Raw genomic sequence first — 24,758 nt, 5'->3', positions numbered from 1 at the left:
ATCTGGTCCAACAACCCCAACGAGCGGCTCAACCGCGAGATCCGCCGCCGCACCGACGTCGTCGGCATCTTCCCCGACCGCAACGCCGTCACCCGGCTCGTCGGCGCCGTCCTAGCCGAACAGCACGACGAATGGGCCGAAGGCCGCCGCTACTTCGCCCTCGACGTCCTGGCCAAGGCCCGCCTCCAGGCCCTCCCCGACCCGAACCCGCAGATCAACACCACCGACAACACCCTGGCCCTGACCGCCTGAACAACACCAGGATCACGCCGAACCGCTACACCACTACCCAGGACTTGACCAGAACGCCTTGTATGGCGGGCGTGAGCCACGTCGCTCGCGAGTTGTTAGCCGGAGCCGCGTGTCGGCTGTACTGCGGGCGTGGACCCGTCGTACGCCCGGAAACACCGAACAAGCGTTACCTGTCACGCGCCCACGCCGGAGCGCCATGGTGTTTCACGTGAAACGCACTCGTTCGGCGGCGCCGGCCGAGCCGACGACGAACCCGCGGACGTCGGCGGGCGTACGTGCGTTGCCTGAAGATCTGTTCCACGTGAACCGCAGCGTTATGGGCCCAGGCCTGCGGTATGGCGCTCTCGACAGCGCCACGCGTCGCCTCGCCATCTGTGTTCGTGGCGGACGAACGTGCGCGAGATCCGCGCGCGGCCGTTCGAGGCTGTGGACCCGACGTCCGCCGGGGAACGTACGTGCTCCACCATACGCGCGGGAGACGTGGTCCGCGGCTGTGCAGTCGACGGTCGAGGCACGAGGAATGCGTTGCGTTTCACGTGAAACGCGGCGTGCGCCAGGAGACTTATGCTCCGTTTGGTGGCCAGGACGGTCTCGCGACGTACTCAGGTGCCCCACGGCACGCCCGACCTAACAGTAGGAGCACCACCAGGACCAGGATCGGCCAGAACCAGAACCAGGACCGCAAGCGGCACGACCGCGGGCGGATATCGTGCGGTGCCCTCGCCGGCCTCGCCGGTGACGATCAGGCGACGCGCAGAGTCGATCAAGCGGCGCGCCCACAGGGGTGCGGCTCGCGTGGCGGGGTCGCGGCTAGGCTGCACCGGGCGCGCGGCGACGTGCGACAAGGAGGCGACGGACGGGTGGACGCGTGACTGTGGACCGGGGGAGCGCGACGACGGAGACGTCGGACGAGCTGCGCCGAGCAGCGCTGGTGCAGAGCCTTCCGGCGGCCGACGAGGACACTCCCCTGATGGCCGCGCTCCGGGTGGATGCGCGTCGGCGGATCGAGCTGCGTGGTCGGCGCTTCCCGGCGCCTCCGGAGACGCGCGTCCTGACGATCGCCAACCAGAAGGGTGGGGTCGGGAAGACCACGACGGCGGTCAACCTGGCGGCGGCGCTGGCACAGTCGGGACTGCAGGTGCTCGTCATCGACAACGATCCCCAGGGGAACGCGTCGACCGCGCTCGGCGTCGACCACCGCTCCGGGACGGCCTCGGTGTACGAGGTGCTCGTCGACGGGCTCCCGATGCACCAGGCCGTGCAGGAGTCGCCGCACGTGCCCGGCCTCTGGTGCGTGCCCGCCACCCTCGACCTGTCGGGTGCCGAGATCGAGCTGGTGTCACTGGTCGCGCGCGAGACGCGGCTCAAGCGGGCGCTCGACGCCTACCTGGGCTGGCGGGACGAGCAGGGCCTCCCGCGGTTGGACTACGTCCTGGTCGACTGCCCGCCGAGCCTGGGTCTGCTGACGGTCAACGCGTTCGTCGTGGGGCGCGAGGTCCTCATCCCGATCCAGTGCGAGTACTACGCGCTCGAGGGCCTGAGCCAGCTGCTCAAGACCGTGGACATGATCCGCGCCCACCTCAACCCCGACCTGCACCTGTCGACGATCGTCCTGACGATGTACGACGCACGCACGAACCTCGCCCGGGAGGTGGCCGACGAGGTGCGGGAGCACTTCCCCGTGCAGACGCTCCGCACGACGGTCCCCCGGTCCGTCCGCGTCTCGGAGGCGCCGAGCCACGGCCAGACGGTGATCACGTACGACCCCGGCTCCTCGGGCGCGCTGGCGTACCTCGAGGCGGCCCGCGAGATCGCCGAGCGCGGACGCGGCGACCGCACGCAGCAGCACGACGAGCACGACGGTGACCAGGGTGGGTCCGCCCGCCGGCAGGAGGAACGGTGAACGACAAGCGGCGCGGTCTGGGTCGAGGCCTCGGGGCCCTGATCCCCCAGAGCGCGGAGGCGGCCGAGGTGCGTGCACCGGAGCGGCCGGTCGACGTGTTCTTCCCCGAGGCGCGTCCCGCGAGGACGACGCGGACGACGCCGGAGGACGTCCCGTCGGCCGACGAGCCCCCGACGACGGCCGTGGCCACCACGACGAAGGCGCCGGCCCGACGACGCCGTGCCCCCGTCCCGGCGTACGCGGGCAGCACCGCGGCGCGGGAGCGGCCCGCGCGCCGTGCAGGCGGCGCTGCGCCCACGCCCGCAGCCGAGGATGTTCGCGCGGCGGCGGAGGAGCCGGGTACGGCTGCCGAGCTCCTCGACGAGGCCGCGGCGACGGACGACGCCGTGGACACCGACGTCGAGGACGGCGTCCAGGAAGACGTGACCCCGGACGACGCCGGCGCGGAGGCGTCGTCCGGGGTGCAGCCGGACGCGACGGTCACCACGCCGGACGGCCTCGTGCAGGTCCCCGGGGCGCGCTTCGCCGAGCTCCCGGTGACGGCGATCCGGCCCAACCCGAAGCAGCCGCGTGCCGTCTTCGACGAGGACGCGCTGGCCGAGCTCGTCGGCTCGATCCGCGAGGTCGGCGTGCTGCAGCCGGTGGTCGTGCGGCAGGCGGGCGACGGCTACGAGCTCATCATGGGCGAGCGACGCTGGCGCGCGTCGCAGGAGGCGGGCCTGGAGTCCGTGCCGGCCATCATCCGGGACACCGAGGACGCGGACCTCCTGCGTGACGCGCTGCTGGAGAACCTCCACCGCTCCGACCTCAACCCGCTCGAGGAGGCGGCTGCGTACCAGCAGCTCCTCCAGGACTTCGGGTGCACGCACGACGAGCTCGCCGCCCGCATCCAGCGCTCGCGACCGCAGATCTCCAACACGCTGCGCCTGCTGCGCCTGCCCGCCACCGTGCAGCGGCGCGTCGCGGCCGGCGTGCTCTCGGCCGGTCACGCCCGGGCGCTCCTCGGGCTCGCGGACGGCGCGGCCATCGAGCGGTTGGCGCAGCGGATCGTCGCCGAAGGCCTGTCGGTGCGCGCGGTGGAGGAGATCGTGGCTCTGGGCGGCGACGAGGACCGCGCGCCGCTGCGTCAGCTGCGTCCGCGGGGGGAGCTGGTGACGCCTGCGCTCGACGACCTGGCCGGACGCCTGTCCGACCGGTTCGACACGCGCGTCAAGGTCAGCCTCGGCCGGTCGCGCGGCAAGCTCACCGTGGAGTTCGCCTCCGTGGACGACCTCAACCGCATCCTCGCGAGCCTGGCTCCCGACGACCCGGGGCTCGCCGCCGTCTGACGGTCAGGCGTGCCCGTCGTCGGCGGGCACGCCTGCCGCCAGCTCCGCCCGGACGAGAGCCGCGTACAAGTCGGAGAGCTGGTGCCCCGCTGCCTCCGCCGCCTGCGGGAGCAGCGAGGTCTCGGTCATGCCGGGAGCGACGTTGACCTCGAGGAACCAGACGGTCCCGTCCTCGTCGACGACGAGGTCCGTCCGGGACAGGCGCCGCAGACCGAGCTCGCGGTGAGCCAGGACCGCCGCGGCGCCCACGCGGGCGGCCAGGTCCTCGTCGAGCCGGGCGGGCGTGAAGTACTCGGTGCGACCGGGGTTGTACCGGGCGTCGTAGTCGTAGGGGCCGTCGGTGACGATCTCGACGGCCGGCAGCGCGACGGGCCCGTCGCCCGTGTCCACCACGCTGACCGCGATCTCCGTGCCCTGCACCGCCCGCTCGACCAGGGCGGTGCCGGCGTAGGAGAAGCAGTCCACCATCGCGTGCGGGAGGCCGGTGGCGTCGTCGACGAGGGTGACGCCGAGCGCCGACCCACCCTGCGAGGGCTTGACCACCACGGGCAGGCCCAGGCGGCCGGCGATGGCGTCGAGCACCTGCCCGGCCCCGAGCTCCCGGAACAGCGACTGCGGGAGCGTCACGAACTCGGGGGTCGCGAGGCCGGCGCGCGACACGGCCGTCTTGGCGATGGGCTTGGACCAGGCGACCCGGCTCGCGCGCGGTCCCGTGCCCAGCACGCGGTGACCGGCGAGGGCCAGCACGTCCCGGATCGACCCGTCCTCGCCGCCGGCGCCGTGCAGCAGCGGCCAGACGAGGTCCGGCCCGATGGACGCCAGCGTCGGCAGCAGGCGCTGGTCGACGTCGTGCACGGAGACCTCGACGCCGGCGCTGCGCAGCGCCTCCGCGACGCGGCGGCCCGACCGCAGGGACACGTCGCGCTCGTGGGACAGCCCGCCGGCGAGGACGGCGACGCGCGGGGACGGGGCGAGGGGCACGGTGCGGGCTCCGGTCGGTCGGTGGTCCGGGCGGACCAGGGGCTGGGGGCGGATGGGCGGCTGCAGTGCCGCGGGGGCCGGGGGCGCGACCGGGACGACGTCATCGTCGGCGGACGCGGGACCGCGCCGCCGGGTCAGGACACGTCGGGCGCGGGCGCCTGCACCTCGTCGTCGGCGGGGCCGCGGGAGGTGCCGAACAGCTCGACGAGCTCGGCCTCCCCCGACACGACGCCCGCCAGGCGGCGTACGCCCTCCCGGATGCGCTCCGGCGTCGGGAAGCAGTACGACAGCCGCATGTGGTCCGCGCCCTGGCCGTCGAAGTAGAACGCCGTGCCCGGCACGTAGGCCACCCGCGCCGTGACGGCCCGCGGGAGCATGTCGCGCGCGTCCAGGCCCTCGGGCAGCTTCACCCACGTGTAGAAGCCGCCGGTGGGGACGGTCCAGCTCGCGTCGGGCAGGTACTCGGCGAGGGCGGAGATCGTGGCGTCCCGCCGCTCCCGGTACTGCTCCCGGTAGACCTTGATCTGGCCCTTCCAGTCGTGGTTGGCCAGGTACGTGCTGATGGCCAGCTGCGAGGCGTTGGAGGGGCAGAGGATGGCCGACTCGCTGGCCAGGACCAGCTTCTCGCGGACGGCGTGCGGCGCGACGGCCCAGCCGACCCGGTACCCGGGGGCGAACGTCTTCGAGAACGACCCGAGGTAGATGACGCCCTCGTCGTCCCAGGAGCGCAGCGCGGGGAGCACGTCGCCGTCGAAGGACAACAAGCCGTAGGGATTGTCCTCGAGGACGAGGACGTGGTGCCGGCGGGCGATCTCGAGGATGCGCGGGCGGCGCTCGAGGGAGATGGAGACGCCCGCGGGGTTGTGGAAGTTCGGCACGAGGTAGAGGAACTTGACCCGGCGGCCCGCGGCCTCGAGGCGGGTCAGGGTCTCCTCGAGCAGCTCGGGGACGAGGCCGTCCTCGTCGAGCGGCACGTGCACGACCTCCGCCTGGTACGCGCGGAAGACACCCAGCGCGCCGACGTAGGACGGCGCCTCGGCGACGACGACGTCGCCCGGGTCGATGAAGACGCGCGTGACGAGGTCGAGGGCCTGCTGCGACCCGGTGGTGACGACGACGTCGTCGGGGTGCGCCTCGATCCCCTCGAGGCGCATGACCTCGAGGACCTGCTCCCGCAGCGTCTCGTCGCCCTGGCCCGAGCCGTACTGCAGCGCCGTCAGGCCGCGCGTGGCGACGACCTGCTGCGCGAGCTCGGCCAGCGTGTCCAGGGGCAGCCCCTGCAGGAACGGCATCCCGCCGGCGAGCGAGACGACCTCGGGCCGGTTGGCGACGGCGAACAGCGCACGGATCTCCGAGGCGCGCATGCCGTGGGTGCGCTCGGCGTAGGAGCCGAACCAGGGGTCCAGGCGCGTGCCGGCGGCGGCGGACGTGGGGGGCTGGCCCGACGTCTGACGCGTGGGCACGGGCGAGGAGGTCATGCGCGCCAGTGTCGCACGCGCTGCTCAGGACGCGGCCGAGCCGCCCGCCGCCGCCTCGAAGTGCCGCGCCAGGTCCGCCTTCGGCCGCGCGCCGACGACGGTGTCGACGAGCTCGCCGTCGCGGAAGACGTGCAGCGTCGGGATGGAGACGATGCCGTAGTCGGCGACGACGCGCGGGTTGGCGTCGGTGTCCACCGACACCACCCGTACCCGGCCGTCGTACTGGCGCGCCAGCTCGGCGAGCACCGGCGCCACCGCGCGGCACGGGCTGCACCAGGCCGCCCAGAAGTCGACGACGACGGGCAGGTCCGCGTCGAGCACGGCGGCCTCGAACGTCGCGTCCGTGACCGGCTCGACGGGGGACGCCGGGCCGGTCACGCCCCCGCGCCCTCCCCGACGAGCACCGGCACCGAGGTGGTGACCATCGGGTCCGGGACGCCGGGCGCCGCGTCGGCGAGCGAGGCCAGGAAGTGCTGGGCGTCGAGCGCGGCGGCGCAGCCCGAGCCGGCCGCGGTGATCGCCTGGCGGTAGGTGTGGTCCACGACGTCACCCGCGGCGAAGACACCCCGGAGGTTGGTCCTCGTGGTGCGGCCCTCGACGGCGATGTAGCCCTCCTCGTCGAGATCCACCTGGCCGACGAGCAGGTCGGTGCGCGGCAGGTGGCCGATGGCGACGAACAGGCCCGTGGCGTCGACCTGGCGGGTCTCGCCCGTCGCGACGTCGCGCAGCGTCACGCCGCTCACCTTGTCCTCGCCCTGCACGGCGACGACCTCGCTGTTCCAGGCGAACGAGATCTTCGGGTCCGCGAACGCGCGGTCCTGCATGATCTTCGACGCCCGCAGCGCGTCGCGGCGGTGCACCATGAGGACGCTGCGGGCGAACCGCGTGAGGAAGGTGGCCTCCTCGACGGCGGAGTCGCCGCCACCGACGACCACGACGTCCTGATCACGGAAGAAGAACCCGTCGCAGGTGGCGCACCACGAGACGCCCCGCCCGGAGAAGCGGTCCTCCTCCTCGAGCCCGAGCCGGCGGTAGGCCGAGCCCGTGCTGAGGATGACGGCGCGCGCGCGGTACTCCTCGCCGCCGCCGGTCACGATGCGCTTGACGTCGCCCGTCAGCTCGAGCTCCGTCGCGTCGTCCCAGATGATCTCGGCGCCGAAGCGCTCGGCCTGGGCGCGCATGTTCTCCATGAGGTCCGGGCCCTGCACGCCCTCGGGGAAGCCCGGGAAGTTCTCGACCTCGGTGGTCTGCATGAGCCAGCCGCCCGCGCTGATGGAGCCGGCGACGACGACCGGGCGCAGGCCGGCGCGCGCGGCGTAGATCGCCGCGGTGTACCCCGCGGGGCCGGACCCGACGATGACGAGGTCGCGCACGTCGTCCTCGGGGGTGGCGGCGGTGGTCGCGTCCGTGGAGGTGTCCTGCGTGCTGTCCGACGTGCCGTCCTGCGTGCCGGCCTGCGTGCCGGCCAGGAGGCCGTCGAGGGCGGACGTCGCGGCGAGGTTGGCGGGGAACGAGGTCACGGGGTGCTCCGGTGATCGGGGGTGGCGTGCTGAGGCGCTCAACGGATCGTAGTCGGCGGTTGTTCCGCGGCCCGGGACGCCCACGTCCCCTCGGGGACCGGTCGCCACAGGTGCGGCGCGAGGACCGGGTGGGACGGCGCCGGCGGTCAGGAGACCGCGAGCTCGGCGACCTCGAGGCGGAAGCGGTCGCCGTCCGGTGCGGGCGGGACCGCCGGGAACCACAGGACGAGCGACGCCGTCTCCGTCGGGGTCGCGAGCGTCAGCACCGTCTCGGGCCCGACCGTCCCGGACGCGAGGACGTCCCCGGCGGTCGGGTTGGCGGCGTCCGTCGACCGCAGCTCCACGGAGGTGCCGCCCGGGCCGTTGACGCGCAGGGTCACCGTGGTGACCGTGGCCGGCTGGGCGAGCGTGACGGCGAGGCCGACCCCGGCCTTGAGGCCGCCGAGGGCGGAGGTGCGGTACGTGTAGGTGTACCAGGCCGTCGCCGGGTCGCCGTCGAGGGCGGCGGCCACCGCCTCCGGGTGCTCGCCGGCGGGGTCGGTCGGGTCGATGGAGGTGAGGCCGGCGATCGCGGGCGGGGCGGGCGGGGGTGGTGCCTCGGGCGCGGAAGCCGCCGGCTCCCCCTCCGGTGCCGTGGGCTCCGCGGCCGCGGCGGGGTCGCTCGTCGTCGGCGCGGGGTCGGCGGTCACGGGCGCGAGCAGCGACCGGGTGGCCACGGCCACCCCGGCGACGACGAGGACGAGGACGAGCAGGAGGGCGACGACCCCGCCGTCGAGACCGCGTCGGCGGGGCTCGTCGTCGTCGGCGATGACGCCGATGACGTCCCACTCCTCGTCGACGGGGTCCGGGGCGGAGGGTGCGGCCGCGGCTGCGGCGACGGGGTCGGTGCCCGTGCCCGCGCCCGTGACCGGGGGCTCGCTCGTCGCCGCGGGCGGCGTGGTGGTCGTCCCGCTCGACGGGACGCCCGTGCGGGCGATCAGCGGGATGCGCCTCGGGGTGGAGACGGTCACCGGGTCTCCGACCGCACCCGGGCCGACGTCGAGGACGCCGTCCCCGAGGGCGACCGAGCCGGTCGTGGCGGGCGGCTCGTCGTGGCCGGGACGGGTACCGACGGTCGGCTGCTCCCCGGAGGTCCCGGCTGCCATGGGGGTGCCCGTGGGCGGCGTCGGGGCCGAGGCGGCCGGGCCGTAGGGGTCCGGCAGGACCGAGGCGTGCGGGACCGCGGCCTGCTCGACCGCCTCCGACCTCGGGTCCGCGGTCGTCCCGTCCGGCCCGTCCGGGCGGCGCGCGGCGGCGGCTGCGACCGCGGCGGCACCGGCAGCACCGGCCCCGAAGGCGGCTGCGCCGGCGGCGGTCGAGCCGCCGCCGCTGGGCCGGTGCCCCCGGTGCCGCAGTCGTGCGGGTGGGAACGCGGGTGGCGGGGTGCCGGGGCGCAGCGACGGGCGCGCCTGGACGACCTCGCGGACCGAGGTCCGGCGGACGGGAGCGGAGACGGGACCGGCCGGGGACGCGTCGGGCGTGCCGTCGTCCCCGGGCTCGGGGGTCCCGGCACCGAAGGGGCGCCCGTCGACGGGCTCGTCGTCGGACGGCTGCTCGTCGGCGGCTCCGTCGGTCGGGCCCCCGTCGGTCGGGCCCCCGTGGTCCCGCAGCTCGTCGCCCCCGCGCTCGTCGCCCCCGGGCTCGTCGTCGTCGGCCACGCCGTCGTCCGTCACGTCCTCGCGCACCGTGTCGTCCACCGCGTCGTCCATCGCGTCGTCCATCGCGTCGTCCACCGCGTGGTCGATCGCGTCGCCGTGCGCCTCGTCGTCCGTCACGTGCTCGTCCGTCACGTCCTCGTCGGGTGCGTCGTCGGGTGCGTCGTCGTCGGCGTCCGCGGCCGGGGTCGTGCCGGGGGCCGCCACGGGGGCCCACGCCAGCACCGGCGAGCCGGCGGCCGCCTCGTCCGCCGGCGCGAGCACGTCCGACCAGCTCCGCACGGACGACCACTGGGGCGCCCCGGGCGGGGGCGGCGCGACGACGGGGACGCTGCCCGTGGCGGGGCCGACCAGGGCGGGGCCGCCCGTGGGGCCGAGCGCCGTGGCACGGATCTCGCCCCACGGCTCCAGGTCGCGCACGAGCTCGGCGGGCGTCCACGGGCCGTCGTCGTGCGGTCCCAGGGTGACCGCGCACAGGGTGTCCAGGTCGTTCGGCACGTCGGGGACGAGGTCGGCGGGCGGCACGGGCCGGCCCTCCACCAGCGGGGCCGGCGGCAGCCCTCCCGCCGACGCCTCGTCGCCGGGCCAGCGGCCGGTCAGGGCGGTGTAGAGCAGGCGGACGAGGCCGACCGCGTCGGCGCGGGCGGTCGCACGGGCGTCGCCGTCGGGCTGGTCGAGGAGCACCCCGTCGAGGGCCAGGCCGGTGAGCAGCACCCGGCCGGTCGTCGTCACGTGCAGCACCGAGGGGCGCAGGGCGAGGTGGTGCACGCCGCGGTGGCGTGCGGCCTCCAGCGCGCTCGCGGCCTCCCCGACGAGGGCGCGCGCCTGCGGACCCGTCAGCGGCCCCCGCGCGGTCAGGTCGGCGAGGGTCGGGCCGTCCACGCGCTCGCCGACGACGTACCCGCCGACGTCCGCGGCCTGACCGACGTCGAGCACGCGGGCCAGCCGCGGGTCGGGGACGAGGGCCGCGCGCCGGGCGGCGTCCAGCGCACGCGCGACCGGCCCGTCCGCCAGGAGCAGCACGCGCACCGGACGGTCGAGGATCCGGTCGGTGGCGGCCCAGGCACGCGTCCCCGCCACGTCGCTGCCCACGGGTCGGTCGAGCGCGTAGCGGCCGGCCAGCAGCGTCCCCGGCTCCACGCGCAGGGGGCCCACGGCCTCGGTCACGACGCCCTCCGTCCGGTCGTGCGGGTGCCGGCGGAGCGGTGCCGGCGGGGTACGGGCATGCTACGGGCCGTCAGCGTCGTCGGCCCCGCGCGAGCAGGCGGCGCAGCACCCGGGCCGCCGGTCCCAGCAGCACCTCCAGCTCCGCGACGTGCATGAGCCGCAGCCCGCCGAGGTAGACCAGCCCCATCACCGTGCCGACGACGACGCACTCGAGCAGGCGCGCGCCGACGGTGTCCGCCAGCAGCGCCTCGAGCCCGCGCAGCACGGCGAGACCGAGCCCCGCGGCGACGAGCGCGGCGACGACCGCCTGCACGTGCGTCCGGAGCACGCGCCGTCCGTCCAGGCGGCGCAGCCGCCCGCGCAGCCGCACGAGCGCGACGAGGGCGCCCAGCACGTAGGACACCGACATGGCGACGCCGGCGCCCGCGACCCACGACGAGGGGGGGAGCACCGCGCGGCCCAGCAGCGCGCCACCGGCGACCACCACGGCCATGGCCACCTGCACCGGCAGCAGGCCCCGCGCGTCCTCGTACGCGTAGTACACGCGCTGGGCCATCGACCACGCACCGAAGGCCGGCAGCCCGACGACCATCGCCGTCACCACGCCGGCGACGGCCGGGACGTCCGCCGCCGCCCCCGTGACGAGGACGAGGCGCGTGACGGGCACCGCGAGGACCAGCACCACGGCGGCGGCCAGGACCGTGAACAGCCCGACGACGCGCAGCCCCAGGGACAGCGTGCCGCGCACGGCGGGCAGGTCCTCGTCGTGCGCCTGGGCGGCGAGGCGCGTGAACAGCGCCGTCGCCAGCGACACCGTGACGAGCGAGTGCGGCAGCATGAACACGAGGAAGCCGTAGTCGTAGGCGGCGTTGCCCGCGACGCCCTGGACCGTCCCCGCGGCGGCGGGCGCGTCCCACGCCACGCGGGAGACGACCACGTACGCGAGCTGCCCGACGACGAGGCCCGCGAAGGTCCAGCCGACCACGGTCCCGGCCCGTCCCAGCCCGGACCCCCGCAGGTCCAGCCGCGGCCGGTACCGCACGCCGGCGCGCCGCAGCGAGGGCACGAGCACGGCGGCCTGGGCGACGACGCCGAGCGTCGCGGCGGCGGCCAGCACGGCGACCGTCGACGAGGACCACGTCGACGCGTCCTGCAGGCCGCCGCCCGCTCCCGCGCCGTCGCCCCCGGCGCCGCCGAACACGGCGATGAAGACGCCGAAGCCGGCGATCGCCACGACGTTGTTGACCACCGGCGCCCACATGTACGGCCCGAAGGACCCGCGCGCGTTGAGGACCTGCCCCAGCAGGGCGTAGACGCCGTAGAAGAACAGCTGCGGCACGCACCAGGTGGCGAACGCGACGGCCAGCGCCCGGCGCGGGCCGGCGGCGTCGTCGGCGTAGAGGGTGACGAGCAGCGGCGCGGCGAGGGTCAGCAGCACCGTCAGCCCCGCCAGCACGACGAACCCCAGGGTCAGGAGGCGGTCGACGTACTCCTGGCCGGCGCCGCGCCGGTACGCGCGCACCACCTGCGGCACGAGCACGGCGTTGAGCAGCCCGCCGGCCAGCACCATGTACAGGACGTTGGGCAGCTTGTTGGCGACGGCGAAGGCGTCGGCGGCCTGGCCCGTGGCTCCGATGGCGGCGACGAGCACCATGCCGCGCAGGAGGCCCAGCACGCGGGACACCGCGGTGCCCGACGCCATGAGGGCCGCGCCCCGGCGGACGCCGCCGCCACCGGCGCCCGTGGCGGTGGTCGCGCCGGTCACGGCCGGGTGCCCCGGTCGGCGGGCACGTCGTCGGTCGTCGAGGGGTCCGGGACGACGGGGTGCGCGCCGGTGTCCGTGCCGCGGCCGCCGAGGACGCCGAGCGACCCCGGTTCCGCGCCGGAGCCGGCGCCACGCGTCGAGCTCTGCCCGCGCCGCACGGTCCGGACGATCCCGACGACGAGGAACACGGCCAGCAGCGCGCCGACCACCACCACGCCGACGCTCTCGATGGTCGGCGAGACCCGGGCCTCGAAGGCCACCGGCTCGCCGACAGGGATGCCGTCGGCGGTCGTCAGCGAGACGCGCACGGTGACGTCGCAGTTGGCCGTGGCGACGAGGTGCACCGGCACGGCGACCTCCGCGCCGGCGGGCACGGTCACGGTGGGCGACCGGTCGGCGGCGAGGCAGGCCCGGTCGGGGTCGACGCGCAGCCGCACGGTGGCGTCGGCCGGCAGCGCGCTGCGCACCGACAGCCGCAGCTCGGACTGCGCGGACACGACGTTCACCGTGCTGACGGGCGCGACGGACAGCCCCGCGGCCCGCCCCCGCAGGGCCTCCAGCGCGGCGGCGACCGCGGCGTCGCGACCGGCGGGGTCGGCGCGCCACGCGACCGAGAGCGGGAGCAGCGTGGTCGCGTCGACGCCCGCGAGGAGCGCGTCGGGATCGCTCGCGACGGCGGCGAACGAGCGGGCGGCCGCCCGCGCGTCGGCGAGGGCGCGGACGTCGTCGGGGTCGGTCTCGTCCTCGTCGACGACGCGGCCTGGCAGGTCGGCGGCAGGGCTGTCGTCCCCGCCGGCCACGAGCCCGGCGAGGTCCGTCGTCGTCACCCACGGGGCGTCCGCCAGGGCCGCCAGGAGGACCGCCGTGCGCTCCTCCTGGGGCTCCCAGTCCCGACCGGGGGCGATCAGCAGCCGGTCCCCGGCCGCCGTCCGCGCGGCCACGGCTGTCTCGGCCAGCAGGCGCTGGCGGGCGGTGGCGGTCGTCGCGGGCGCGCCCGCCGCCGCGTCCTCGTCGTCCGTGCCCACGATCGTGCTCGTGCTCGTGCTCGTGCTCGGGGTCGGGGTCGGGGTCGGGCCAGTGCCCGTGCTCCCCGCGACCTCGGCCGCGCCGTCCGGCGCGCGGCCCTCGACGAGCAGCGCCGTCAGCAGCGGGTCCGGCGTGGCGACGACGAGGTCGCCCTGCGCGGTCGTCGCGGTCGCCAGGCCGCCGGCGGTCGCGGCGCCGGGGTCGTCGACCACGAGCACGTCCGCACCCGCCGCGGCGGCGGCCGCGACCGTGGCGTCGTCGGCCGCGCCGGCCGTCCAGACCACGTCGCCCGCCCCGCCGGCACCGGTCGTCGCCGCGGCCTCCGCGCCCAGGGCCGTGGCGACGCCGAGCAGCCCGCCGCGGGCCGCGTGCGCGAGCGCCGCGGCGTCGGGGTCGCCCCAGGGCAGCGCCCAGCCGTCGGCTGCCGGCCCGTCGAGCGCCGTCGTCGCCCACGCCCGTGCCAGCGGACCGCCCGCGGCGGCACCGGCCACGAGGGCGGGGTCCACCGCCCACGTCACCGCGTCCTGGCCGGCGGTGGCGGCGAGCAACCGCCCGAGCCGTCCCTCGGGCGCGGTGAGCGCCTCCAGGTCGTCCGTCGCCGCAGCCGCCACCCCGTCGGCGTCTGGTCCGGCCTCGGTTCCTGCTCCGGGGTTGTCGCCGGTCTCCGTGCCGGTCTCCGTGCCGGTCTGGTTGCCGGTCTCCGTGCCGGTCTCCGCGCCGTGCCCTGCGTCGGGGTCGGCTCCAGGACCTGCCTCGGGCTGCGTGCCGGACATGGCGTCGGGCGTGCTGTCGGGCTGTGCCTCGTCCTCCGACCCGGACGCCGGGTCGCCCCCCGTGCCGGGCGCCGCCCCGTCGGCGACCGCGGCCGGCCCGACCACGGGGACGACGACGGCGACGCGCGCGCGGGCGACCTCCCCGTCCGGCTGCCAGAGCACGTAGGTGCGGGCCAGCCCCAGCCGGCTGCGGCCCACGGTCACCTCGACCGCCAGCCCGCGAGGGCCCCACACGTCGGGCAGGTCGAGCAGGCGCACGTCCTCGGCGGGCAGGGTGAGCGTGACGTCCGCGGACCCGCCGGGCGGGAGCGGCCCCGCCAGCGGCACGGCGACGACGCGGCTGCCGGCGGCGTCGTCCGGGCCGGCGTCGGCCCACGCCGCCACCTCGCTGCGCGCCCCCAGCCGGAAGCGGCTGAGCAGCAGGGACACCTGCGGCGCCGATACCTCCTCGTCCCCGTCGTTGCGGACGGAGGCCGTGACGACGAGGTCGACGTCGGGGCGCAGGACCGCCGGCTCGACGGACGTGACGGCGACCGTCACGGGCAGCGCGCCCGCGCCCGCGGCCGCGGCCGGGCCGGCGGCGGGCACGACGAGCACGCCGAGCAGGGCGAGCACCAGGGCGGCGAGCAGACCCGTCCGGACCCGCCGGCGCCCGTCGGTCCCGCCGGGAGGCACGCGTGCCGGTGCGACCCGCGCGCCGGTCGCCGTCACGGGGTGCGGTCGAGCAGCGCGAGCGCCGCCTGCGCCAGCCGTCGCTCGTTGGGGTAGGCCAGCCGCTCGTGCAGCGAGGCCACCGCGATCCACGCGACGTCCTCGGCCTCGCCGTCCGGGTCGCCCTCGACCGTGAGCTCGCCCCCGACCGCGCCGAGCAGGAAGTGGTGCACGACCTTGTGCACGCGGCGGTCGTCGCCGCTGAACCAGTAGTCGATGACGCCCAGCCGCCGCAGGATCCGGCCGTCGATCCCCGTCTCCTCGGCGATCTCGCGGACTGCCGCCTGCTCGGGCGTCTCGTCGCCCTCGAGGTGCCCCTTGGGCAGGCACCACTCGAGGCGTCCGGCACGGTTGCGCCGTGCGATGACGGCTGCCAGGTGCACGCCGCCCTCGCGCGTGACGACGAGGCCGCCGGCCGACGTCTCGTCGACCACCGGCAGCGGGGTCGTCCGGCGGGGCGGGACGCTCGGGTCGATCCGCAGGGCGTGCCCGCCCGGCGGGGCGGGGACGGGAAGACGTCCCGCCGGAGCCGGAGGGGCGCCGCCGCGCACGCCCGGCAGCCCGGGCAGGCCACCGCCCGCAGCCCCGGGCGGGCCGCCCGAGCGGCCGCCGGGCACACCCCGGGGCACCGGGGGCAGGGCGGCGCTGGGCATGCGGCCACTGTAAACGCTCCCCCTGCGCGGTCTGGCAGGCTTGGACCCCGTGCCCCAGCCCTCCGAGCCCCCGCACGAGCAGCCCGCCGACCCCGCGCACGAGCAGCCGGCCGACCTCGCGCACGAGCAGCCGGCCGACCTCGCGCACGAGCCCAGGCCGACGACCCGTCCGGACGCGCCCGGCGACGGGGAGCCCCTCGTCGCCGGAGGGACGCCGCGTCCGCAGGGTGGCGTGTCGGGGGGTGTGGTCGGTGGTGCGGCGGGTGCCGACCTCGACGCCCTGCGCCGGCGCGCCGCGGGGGTCCTGGCCGGTCTCCCGGCGGAGGCGCGCGAGCTCGGGGAGCGGTTCCGCGCGGCGGGGCACGAGCTCGCGCTCGTCGGCGGGCCGGTTCGCGACGCCTTCCTCGGGCGCGTGAGCGCCGACCTCGACTTCGCCACCTCTGCCTCCCCCGACGAGACGCAGCGGCTGCTCGCCCGCTGGGGCGACGCGCACTGGGACATCGGCAAGGCCTTCGGGACCATCGGCGCCCGGCGCCGGGTGGCGGGCGGGCAGGACGTCGTCGCCGAGGTGACGACCTACCGCACCGACGCCTACGACCCGGCCTCCCGCAAGCCCCTCGTCGCCTTCGGGGACACGCTCGAGGGCGACCTGTCGCGGCGCGACTTCACCGTCAACGCCATGGCGGTGCGTCTGCCGGACCTCGTGTTCGTCGACCCGTTCGACGGGCTGGCGGACCTGGCGGCCGGGGTGCTGCGCACGCCCATCGCACCGGACCGGTCCTTCGACGACGACCCCCTGCGCATGATGCGCGCGGCGCGCTTCGCGGCGCAGCTCGGCATGGCGCTGGACCCGGCGGCGGACGCGGCGGTCCGGGCGATGGCCGACCGGATCACGATCGTCTCCGCCGAGCGGGTGCGCGACGAGCTGACGAAGCTGCTGCTGGCGGCCCGGCCCCGGCCCGGGCTGGAGCTCCTCGTCGACTCCGGCCTGGCCGCCCACGTGCTGCCGGAGCTGCCGGCGCTGCAGCTCGAGATCGACGAGCACCACCGGCACAAGGACGTGTACGAGCACTCGCTGACCGTGCTCGACCGGGCGATCGCGCTGGAGACGGGTCCCGACGGCCCGGTGCCGGGGCCCGACCTCGTCCTGCGGCTGGCCGCCCTGCTGCACGACGTCGGCAAGCCGCGCACGCGCCGTTTCGAGACGGGTGGCGGGGTCAGCTTCCACCACCACGAGGTGGTGGGCGCCAAGCTCGCGTCCGCGCGGCTCAAGGCCCTGCGGTTCGACAAGCAGACCGTGAAGGACGTCGCCCGGCTGACGGAGCTGCACCTGCGGTTCCACGGCTACGGCGAGGGCGAGTGGACGGACTCGGCCGTGCGCCGGTACGTCACGGACGCCGGGCCGCTGCTGCAGCGCCTGCACCGCCTGACGCGTTCGGACTGCACGACGCGCAACGTGCGCAAGGCGCGGCGGCTCTCGGCGGCCTACGACGACCTCGAGGCGCGCATCGTCCGGCTGCAGGAGGCCGAGGAGCTGGCGGCGGTCCGCCCGGACCTCGACGGCACGCAGATCATGGAGGTCCTCGGCATCCCGCCGGGCCGGGAGGTCGGCGCCGCCTACGGCTACCTGCTCGGGCTGCGGATGGAGCGCGGCCCGCTGGGCGAGGACGTCGCTCGCGCGGAACTCCTGCGCTGGTGGGCCGACCGGACGGGCGCCGCGGGGTCCTGAGGGCCGTGCCGTCGGACCGCCCGGGGTGGCTCCTCCGGTGCCGCTACCGGTGCTGCTACCGGTGCTGCTACCGGTGCCGGACCACCAGCAGGCAGAGGTCGTCCTCCGGGCGCTCCGGCACCAGCCGCGCCAGCAGGTGGTCGCGCACGCCGGCGGACCCCGCGTCGAACGGCGCCTCGGCCAGCGCCCGCTCGAGGGCGGCGATCCCCTCGACCAGGGGACGGTCGCGCCGCTCGACGAGCCCGTCACTGTAGGCGACGAGCACCGCACCCAGCTCGAGCCGGACCTCGCGCTGGGCCGTGGGGTCCATCGGGCCGAGGCCGACGGGACGGCTCAGGGCGCCGTCGAGCCGCTCCACCGTGCCGTCGGGGCGACGCACGAGCGCGGGCGGGTGCCCGGCCTGCGCGAAGACGACCCGCGCGCCGTCGCCGTCCTGGTCCCAGACCAGGTGCACGACCGTGGCGATGGCGCCGATGTCGAGCGCGCGCACGAGCTCGTCGACCTCGGCGAGGGCGGCCACGGGGTCCGTCTCGCGCCACGCCGCCGAGCGCAGCATCGACCGGAGCTGGCCCATGGCGCCGGCGGCCTGCATGTCGTGACCGACGACGTCCCCGACCGCGAGCCCCACGCGCCCCGACTTCAGCGGCAGCACGTCGAACCAGTCCCCGCCGACCTCGGCCCGCTGCCCGGACGGCAGGTAACGGGCCGCCACGTCCATGCCGGGCAGGTCCGGGATCTCCGGCAGCAGGCTGTGCTGCAGGGTCAGGGCGGACGTCCGCTCGCGCAGGTAGAGCCGCACGTTGTCGAGCGTGAGCCCGGCCCGGCGGCCGAGGTGGGCCGCCGTCACGACGGTCTCGGCGCCGAACCCGCCCGCCTCGCGGTGCACGAGGACGATGGCGCCGATGACCCGTCCGCGGGCGCGCAACGGCACGACGAGGGCGCTGCCGAGGCCGAGGCGCTCCAGGATGCGGAACTGCTCGGGCGTCGTGCGCGTCGCCACCTCATCCGGCACCACGTCCCAGGGCGCCGACACGTGCTGGTCCTCGCCGCGCAGCGCCGCGTTGACGCGCGGGGAGCGCGACAGCCAGCCGATGGTGTCGTGCTCGAGCGCCAGGGCGTCCTCCCGCCGCGCCCGGTCCCGGGTGACGACGTGCAGCCGCTCCACCCGCCGCGCCTCGTCGGTGGTGACGACGAAGCCCCACGTGGCCAGGGCCGGGACCGCCACGTCGGCCAGCGTGTCCACCGCGTCGGCGTAGTCGAGCCGGGAGGCGAGCGCGTCGCTCACCCGGGCCAGCAGGTCCAGCCGCGCGGTCGTCGCCTGCGCGAGCTCCAGCTCGACGTCGCGGACCTGCTCGAGACGCACGCGGTCGGTGGCGTCGACCTGGATGCCGATGCGGTGGGTGATGCGGCCCGCCTCGTCGTGCACCGGCGCGATGATCATCTGGTTCCAGAACGGCGTGCCGTCCTTGCGGTAGTTGAGCAGCACCTGCGTCTGCGTGTCGGCGAGGCTCACGCGGCGGTCGAGGGTGGCCGCGGCGGTCCGGTCGGTGCCGGGCCCCTGGAGGAACCGGCAGTTGCGACCGAGCACGTCGGCCGGGGTGTACCCGGTGAGCGCCGTGAACGCGTCGTTGACCCAGACGACGGGCTCGTCGGGCAGGTGCGGGTCGGACAGCGTGACCGCCACGCCGCTGTCGCGGGCGGCACGCACGAGCAGGTGGTCGGAGACGAGGTCCGCGGCGTCCTCCGCGGACCAGCCGGTGGCGGTCACGGCGCGGTCCCCGCTCACGCCGCCACCCGCTCGAGGTCGCCCGTGCGCCGGTCGGTGCGGGACACGGCCGCGTACCCGGCGGCCCCGGCGACGTACGCCACGGCGAGGGCGGCGAACAGCGGCGGCGACCACCCGTCGTCGGGCAGGGCGGCGGCGCCGAGCGCGGCGGCCCCGACGAAGGCCGCGTTGTAGAGGACGTCGTAGAGGGCGAAGGCCCGGCCCCGGTACGCGTCGGCGGTGTCCCGCTGCACCACGGTGTCCACCGCGATCTTGGCCGCCTGCGCCGCCAGCCCCAGCACCGCCGCCGCCAGCAGCAGCGCCCACCGCGCCACGGTGACCGTGACGAGGAGCTGGCTCGCGGCGGCGACGAGCAGGCAGACGACGACCCAGCGCTGGGGGCCGAGGCGCGGCGCGACGAGGGGCGTGACGACGACCGCCAGCGCGAAGCCCGCGCCGGACGCCGCCAGCACCCCGCCGAAGACCGCGAGGCCGGCCGCGGGATCGGCCGGGTCGGCGAGCAGGTTGCGGGAGATGAGGATGCTCGCCATGAACACGGTGCCGTAGAGGAAGCGGTGCCAGGCCATGACGCCGAGCGCCGCGGCCGGCGTGCGGCGGGCGACGAGGTGCCGCGCGCCCTCCGCCAGCCCCCCGACCAGCGAGCGCAGGGCCCGCGCGAGCGCGGCGCCGGCCACGACGGCGTCGGGCCCGAGCCCGTCCGGCGCGAACCGCGACGCCAGTGCGGCGGCCACCGCCATCGCCGCCGCGGCGAGGAGCAGCGGGACGACGTCCCGCACCCCGCCCGCCGGCACGACGACGCCGAGCAGCACCCCGGCCCCCGCGGCGGCACCGGCGGCGGCCGCGCCGAGGGTCGGCGTGAGCGCGTTGGCGGTGAGCAGCCGCTCGCCCTCGACGACCCGGGGCAGCGACGTGGAGAGCGCCGCGAGGAGGAAGCGGTTCACGGACAGGCAGACGAGCGCCAGGACGTAGACGGCCGGACCCACCCCGACCGTCACCATGAGCGCCGCGAGGACGAGCGTCAGCGCGACGCGCACGAGGTTGCCGACGACGAGGACCCCCCGCCGCCGCCACCGGTCGAGCAGGACTCCCGCCCAGGGGCCGACGACGGTGAACGGCAGCAGGAGCACGGCGAACGCCGTCGCGACCCCGGTCGCGGTGCTCGCGCTCTCGGGCGAGAAGAAGAACAGGGTCGCCAGCCCGGCCTGGAACAGCCCGTCCCCGGTCTGGCTCGTCAGGCGCACGGCGAGCAGCCGCCGGAACCCGGGCAGCGGCACCAGGGCCCGGAGGTCGTCGATCACCTGCACCCGCGCAGGCTACGACCCCGCGCCGACAGGCCACCACGTCCGCGTCCGGCACCGGACGCACGGACGGACGCACGGACGGACGCACGGACGGACGCACGACGACCCCGGCGCGGGCGCACCGGGGTCGTCGTGACGTGCGGACCTGCGGGGGGACGACGCGTCAGGCGTCCTCACCCGCGATGAAGGCCTCGAGGACCTGGCGGCCCCGCTGGTCCTCGAGCTGCACGCGCGGCGACTTCATGAAGTACGTCGAGGCCGGGTCCACCGGTCCGCCGACGCCGCGGTCCTTGGCGATCTTGGCGCAGCGCAGGGCGTCGATGATGATGCCCGCGGAGTTCGGGGAGTCCCACACCTCGAGCTTGTACTCGAGGTTCAGCGGGACCTCGCCGAAGGCGCGGCCCTCGAGGCGCACGTACGCCCACTTGCGGTCGTCGAGCCACGCGACGTAGTCCGAGGGGCCGATGTGGACGTTGCGGTCCTCCTTCTTGCCGGCCAGCGGGCCCTCGTCGATGTTCGACGTGACGGCCTGCGTCTTCGACAGCTTCTTGGACTCCAGGCGCTCGCGCTCGAGCATGTTCTTGAAGTCCATGTTGCCGCCGACGTTGAGCTGGTAGGTGCGGTCCAGCACGACGCCGCGGTCCTCGAAGAGGCGGGCGAGCACGCGGTGCGTGATCGTCGCGCCGACCTGGGACTTGATGTCGTCGCCGACGATCGGCACGCCCGCGTCCTCGAACTTCTTGGCCCACTCGGGGTCGGAGGCGATGAAGACCGGCAGCGCGTTGACGAAGGCGACGCCGGCGTCGATCGCGCACTGCGCGTAGAACTTGTCGGCATCCTCCGAGCCCACGGGCAGGTAGGAGATGAGGACGTCGACCTTCGCGTCCTTCAGCGCCTGGACGACGTCGACGGGCTCGGCGTCCGACTCCTCGATCGTCGCGGAGTAGTACTTGCCCAGGCCGTCGCTCGTCGGGCCGCGCTGGACCGTGACGCCCAGCGGCGGGACGTCCGCGATCTTGATGGTGTTGTTCTCCGAGGCGAGGATCGCCTCCGAGAGGTCGAAGCCGACCTTCTTCGCGTCGACGTCGAACGCGGCGACGAACTCGATGTCGCGCACGTGGTAGCCGCCGAGCTCGACGTGCATGAGGCCCGGGACCCGCTGCTGCGGGTCGGCGTCGGCGTAGAAGTGCACGCCCTGGACCAGCGACGCGGCGCAGTTGCCGACGCCGGCGATGGCGACGCGGATGGAGGTCATCCTCGCTCCTTCTGGGTGGTGCGCCCGGGGTCGACGACAGGCCTGTCCTGCCGCACCGCCCGCATGGCGTCGGTGGGACCGGGGTCGGCCGGACGGCCGCCACCGGTGGTCGGGTGGGTGGTGCTGCCCCGCTCGTGGGCGATGAGCTCGTCGAGCCAGCGGACCTCGCGCTCGACGAGGTCCAGGCCGTGGCGCTGGAGCTCGAGGGTGTACTCGTCGACGCGGCCGCGGGCCCGGTCCAGGCCCTGGCGGACGGTGTCGAGCCGCTCGGTGAGCCGCGAGCGGCGGCCCTCGAGGATGCGCAGCCGTGTCTCGGCGTCCGTCTGCCCGAAGAAGGCGAACCGGACGTCGAAGTGCTCGTCCTCCCACGAGGCGGGGCCGGACGTGGCCAGCTCCGCCTGGAGGTGCTCCTTGCCCGCGGGCGTCAGCGCGTAGACGATGCGTGCCCGCCGGGTGGACACGGCCGGACCGTCCATGGTCTCGGTGCCCTCGATCCAGCCGCGGGACACGAGGCCCCGCAGGCACGGGTACAGCGAGCCGTAGGACAGCGCGCGGAACGACCCGAGCACGAGGTTGAGGTGCTTGCGCAGCTCGTACCCGTGCATGGGGGCGTCGTGCAGGAGGCCGAGGATCGCGGTCTCGAGCACCTGCTGGCGTGCGCGCACCGTGGTCACCTGCCCCTCGTCCTGCTCGTCGTGCACCCGATGTATCGAGTGGATACATCGGGAGACTAGGGGGCGCGCGCCCCGGGCGACAACCGGGGACGTGGTACGGCGTGTGCGTGTCCTGTGGAGGTCGCGCGCCGGTCCGGGGGACGTGCGTCCCGCCGGCGGTCCCGGGCGGCGGCGGGTGGGAGGGCCCGCCGCATACTGGACCGTCGCCGGGGCACCTCCCGGCCCGGACGACGAGGGGTGTGGCAGCAGTGGCCGGCAGGGACGGACAGGGGTCGGGCGCGCCGCGACGCGTGCCGCGCACGGCCGCGAGCGGGGCCGGACGCGCCACCGGGCGCGGGCCCGGCGGCCGCACGACGGGTGCTGCCGGGGCGGCCCCGTCCGGGGGCGCGGGACGCGGTCGCGCCGGCCGTCGTCGGCGGACGGGCTGGCGGCGGTTCGCGCCGACCTGGCGCGTCGTGCTCGGGTCCCTCGTCGGGCTGCTGCTGCTCGTCGTGGGCCTCGGCGTCGCCGCGTACGCGCTGGTGGACGTGCCCGCGCCGGGCGAGGAGGCCACGTACCAGACGACGACGGTCTACTGGGGCAACGCCGACGGCACCCGCGGCGAGGTCATGGGCGAGCTGCCCGGGCTGCAGCGGACGATCGTCGACACCTCGACCCTGCCCGACTACGTCGGCAACGCCGTGGTCGCCTCGGAGGACCGCTCGTTCTGGACGAACCGCGGGATCTCCGTGACGGGGATCGCGCGCGCGTTCGTCAACAACGTGCGCGGCGGGGACACGCAGGGCGCCTCGACGCTCACCCAGCAGTACGTGAAGAACTACTACACGGAGCGCTCGACGATCGGGTACGTCGGCAAGGCCAAGGAGGCCCTGCTGGCGCTGAAGATCTCGCGGCAGGAGTCGAAGGACCAGGTCCTCGACCGCTACCTCAACACCGTGTACTTCGGCCGCGACACCTACGGCATCCAGGAGGCGTCCCAGGCCTACTTCGGCGTCGACGCCGCGCAGCTGACCATCAGCCAGGCGGCGCTCCTGGCCGGGATCATCCCCTCGCCCAACAACTGGGAACCGGCGACGAACCCCGAGCGCGCGCAGCAGCGCTGGGAGCGGGTGCTGGACCTCATGACCGAGGACGGGTGGATCACGGCCGCCGACCGGGACGCGGCGGTGTTCCCGGAGACGGTCGTCGAGGAGGAGTCGCAGACCTACGCCGGGCCGACGGGGTACCTGCTCAAGCTCGTCGAGGCCGAGGCGCAGGACCGGCTCGGGATGACCGAGGACGAGCTCAAGCGCGCAGGCCTGGCCATCGACACGACGTTCGACAAGGCGGCGCAGGACCAGGCCGTCGCCACCGCGACGAGCCTCTGGGACGGCACGCTCGCGGGCGGGTCGGCCCCGGACCCCGCCGCGCGGCTGGCGATCGTCTCCGTCGACCCGGCGGACGGCGGCGTCGTCGCCCTGTACGGCGGGCAGGACTACCTGGCCGACGCGCGCGACGCGGCCACCTACCTCACCGCGCAGGCGGCCTCGACGTTCAAGCCGTTCACGCTGGTGGCGGCCCTCGAGCAGGGCATCCCGCTGACGACGACGTACAACGGCAACTCGCCGCAGGAGCCGGAGGGCTGGGGGAACCCCGGCGAGGACGTGAGCAACTTCGGCGGCACGGACTACGGACGCATCGACCTCGTCCGTGCCACGCAGGACTCGGTCAACACGGTCTACGCGCAGCTCAACGTGCAGGTGGGGCCGGCGGCGACCGCGGACGTCGCGCAGCGCGCCGGCATCCGGACGGCCGTGATGCCGGACAGGGCGTCGAACGTGCTGGGCATCGACTTCGTGCACCCGCTCGACATGGCGGACGCCTTCGCCACGTTCGCCGCGCAGGGCTTCCACTCCGACCCGTTCGTGGTGCGGTCCGCGACCTACTCCGACGGGACGGTGGCGTACACGGCGCAGAGCACCCGGACGCAGGTGTTCGCGGCCGACGTCATGGCCGACGCGACGTACGCCATGACGCAGGTCGTCGAGCGGGGCACGGGGCAGCGGAACGTGGGGCGCGTCATCGACGTGCCCGTCGCGGGCAAGACCGGCTCCTCGACGGACAACCTGTCGGCGTGGTTCGTCGGGTACACGCCGACCATCGCCACCGCCGTGGTCCTCACGCAGTACGACGAGGGCGGGTTCGGCAAGAACCCCGTCACCGTCACGCCGTTCGGCGGCGTCCGCGAGATCACGGGGAGCACGTGGCCGGCGGTCCTGTGGGCGACCTACATGGACCCCGTGCTCGACCAGCCCCGGTTCGCCGCGGTGCGGGACTTCCCGCCGCGCGCCGGGGTGGGCGGCCGCGCCACGCCGACGACGACGCCGTCCGCGACCCCGACGCCCACGCCGAGCGCGACGCCGACCGCGGAGCCGGCGGCCGTGACCGTGCCGTCGGGCCTCGTCGGGACGCTGCAGGCCGACGCCGTCGCCGCGCTGCAGGGCGCCGGGCTGGCGGCGGAGGTCGTCGCCGAGCCCTCCGCGGAGATCGCCGCGGGGCGCGTCGTGCGGCTCGAGCCGGGGGCCGGGGCCGCGCTCGCGGCGGGCGACGCCGTGCGGGTCGTGGTGTCGTCCGGGGCGCCCGCCGCGCCGGCGCCGACGGCACCGCCGGCGACGACCGCGCCCACCCCGGCCCCCGGCGGCGAGGACGCCGGGGACGGTGCGGGCGGCGGGGCAGGGGATTCGTCGGGCGCGGCGCCGACCGGGTAGCCTGGTCCGCTGCTG

At 75.9% G+C, this 24,758-nt stretch carries 17 protein-coding genes; 5 read left to right on the top strand and 12 right to left on the bottom strand.

Going from position 1 to position 24,758, the window contains the following annotated elements:
- The 3 genes from BM048_RS09745 to BM048_RS09735 form a co-directional block, all read left to right on the top strand.
- Positions 1 to 252 (top strand): transposase (locus BM048_RS09745; protein WP_175499456.1); only part of this gene is annotated, 252 nt, incomplete at its 5' end.
- 970 nt (positions 253 to 1,222) lie between these two features.
- Positions 1,223 to 2,155 (top strand): ParA family protein, encoded by a 933-nt coding sequence (locus BM048_RS09740; protein ID WP_090032781.1) that lies wholly within the window; start codon positions 1,223 to 1,225, stop codon positions 2,153 to 2,155.
- Entirely contained in the window at positions 2,152 to 3,483 is a 1,332-nt protein-coding gene (locus BM048_RS09735; RefSeq protein WP_090032716.1) for a ParB/RepB/Spo0J family partition protein, read from the top strand. Before BM048_RS09740 ends, BM048_RS09735 begins: the two co-directional genes overlap by 4 nt.
- A gap of 3 nt (positions 3,484 to 3,486) precedes the next feature.
- On the opposite strand, the gene BM048_RS09730 is transcribed toward BM048_RS09735, so the two are convergent.
- The 8 genes from BM048_RS09730 to BM048_RS09695 form a co-directional block, all read right to left on the bottom strand.
- Positions 3,487 to 4,464 carry a D-alanine--D-alanine ligase family protein gene (locus BM048_RS09730; RefSeq protein WP_090032715.1) on the bottom strand — a complete coding sequence of 326 codons (978 nt, stop codon included), beginning with the start codon at positions 4,462 to 4,464 and terminating at the stop codon, positions 3,487 to 3,489.
- A gap of 134 nt (positions 4,465 to 4,598) precedes the next feature.
- Positions 4,599 to 5,942 (bottom strand): aminotransferase-like domain-containing protein, encoded by a 1,344-nt coding sequence (locus BM048_RS09725; protein WP_090032713.1) that lies wholly within the window; start codon positions 5,940 to 5,942, stop codon positions 4,599 to 4,601.
- A 24-nt stretch (positions 5,943 to 5,966) separates the two neighbouring features.
- On the bottom strand, positions 5,967 to 6,320 hold the full coding sequence (gene trxA, locus BM048_RS09720) for a thioredoxin (RefSeq protein WP_090032712.1): 354 nt from the start codon (positions 6,318 to 6,320) through the stop codon (positions 5,967 to 5,969).
- Complete coding sequence (gene trxB / locus BM048_RS09715) at positions 6,317 to 7,315, bottom strand: thioredoxin-disulfide reductase (protein WP_090032779.1); 999 nt, start codon at positions 7,313 to 7,315, stop codon at positions 6,317 to 6,319. The genes trxA and trxB overlap by 4 nt, the downstream gene beginning before the upstream one ends.
- Before the next feature lie 293 nt (positions 7,316 to 7,608).
- Positions 7,609 to 10,323 carry a protein kinase family protein gene (locus tag BM048_RS09710; RefSeq protein WP_090032709.1) on the bottom strand — a complete coding sequence of 905 codons (2,715 nt, stop codon included), beginning with the start codon at positions 10,321 to 10,323 and terminating at the stop codon, positions 7,609 to 7,611.
- Between the two features lie 70 nt (positions 10,324 to 10,393).
- Entirely contained in the window at positions 10,394 to 12,088 is a 1,695-nt protein-coding gene (murJ, locus tag BM048_RS09705; RefSeq protein WP_239078760.1) for a murein biosynthesis integral membrane protein MurJ, read from the bottom strand.
- Positions 12,085 to 14,598, bottom strand: a complete 2,514-nt coding sequence (locus tag BM048_RS18175) for a DUF6049 family protein (protein ID WP_090032707.1) — start codon at positions 14,596 to 14,598, stop codon at positions 12,085 to 12,087. Before BM048_RS18175 ends, murJ begins: the two co-directional genes overlap by 4 nt.
- Positions 14,595 to 15,251 (bottom strand): NUDIX hydrolase, encoded by a 657-nt coding sequence (locus tag BM048_RS09695; RefSeq protein ID WP_090032705.1) that lies wholly within the window; start codon positions 15,249 to 15,251, stop codon positions 14,595 to 14,597. Before BM048_RS09695 ends, BM048_RS18175 begins: the two co-directional genes overlap by 4 nt.
- Positions 15,252 to 15,531: 280 nt before the next feature.
- On the opposite strand from BM048_RS09695, the gene BM048_RS09690 reads away from it, so the two are divergent.
- The gene (locus BM048_RS09690) at positions 15,532 to 16,980 is read left to right on the top strand and encodes a CCA tRNA nucleotidyltransferase (protein WP_239078775.1); all 1,449 of its coding nucleotides are present in this window, start codon (positions 15,532 to 15,534) and stop codon (positions 16,978 to 16,980) included.
- 67 nt (positions 16,981 to 17,047) lie between these two features.
- Here BM048_RS09690 and BM048_RS09685 read toward each other — a convergent pair whose 3' ends face one another.
- The 4 genes from BM048_RS09685 to BM048_RS09670 form a co-directional block, all read right to left on the bottom strand.
- Positions 17,048 to 18,766 (bottom strand): SpoIIE family protein phosphatase, encoded by a 1,719-nt coding sequence (locus tag BM048_RS09685; protein ID WP_239078761.1) that lies wholly within the window; start codon positions 18,764 to 18,766, stop codon positions 17,048 to 17,050.
- On the bottom strand, positions 18,763 to 20,070 hold the full coding sequence (locus tag BM048_RS09680; protein ID WP_090032704.1) for an MFS transporter: 1,308 nt from the start codon (positions 20,068 to 20,070) through the stop codon (positions 18,763 to 18,765). The genes BM048_RS09685 and BM048_RS09680 overlap by 4 nt, the downstream gene beginning before the upstream one ends.
- Positions 20,071 to 20,230: 160 nt before the next feature.
- The gene (locus BM048_RS09675; RefSeq protein ID WP_090032702.1) at positions 20,231 to 21,322 is read right to left on the bottom strand and encodes an inositol-3-phosphate synthase; all 1,092 of its coding nucleotides are present in this window, start codon (positions 21,320 to 21,322) and stop codon (positions 20,231 to 20,233) included.
- Complete coding sequence (locus BM048_RS09670; protein WP_090032773.1) at positions 21,319 to 21,987, bottom strand: PadR family transcriptional regulator; 669 nt, start codon at positions 21,985 to 21,987, stop codon at positions 21,319 to 21,321. The genes BM048_RS09675 and BM048_RS09670 overlap by 4 nt, the downstream gene beginning before the upstream one ends.
- Before the next feature lie 464 nt (positions 21,988 to 22,451).
- Here BM048_RS09670 and BM048_RS09665 point away from each other — a divergent pair, with 464 nt between their 5' ends.
- Positions 22,452 to 24,743 carry a transglycosylase domain-containing protein gene (locus BM048_RS09665; RefSeq protein WP_139224403.1) on the top strand — a complete coding sequence of 764 codons (2,292 nt, stop codon included), beginning with the start codon at positions 22,452 to 22,454 and terminating at the stop codon, positions 24,741 to 24,743.
- Positions 24,744 to 24,758 lie beyond the last annotated feature (15 nt).

Origin of the sequence: Cellulomonas marina (assembly GCF_900111925.1) — a bacterium.
Taxonomy (GTDB): domain Bacteria; phylum Actinomycetota; class Actinomycetes; order Actinomycetales; family Cellulomonadaceae; genus Cellulomonas; species Cellulomonas marina.
Note: the sequence above shows the minus strand (reverse complement) of the source record. Positions and strands in the feature narration are given on the sequence as shown.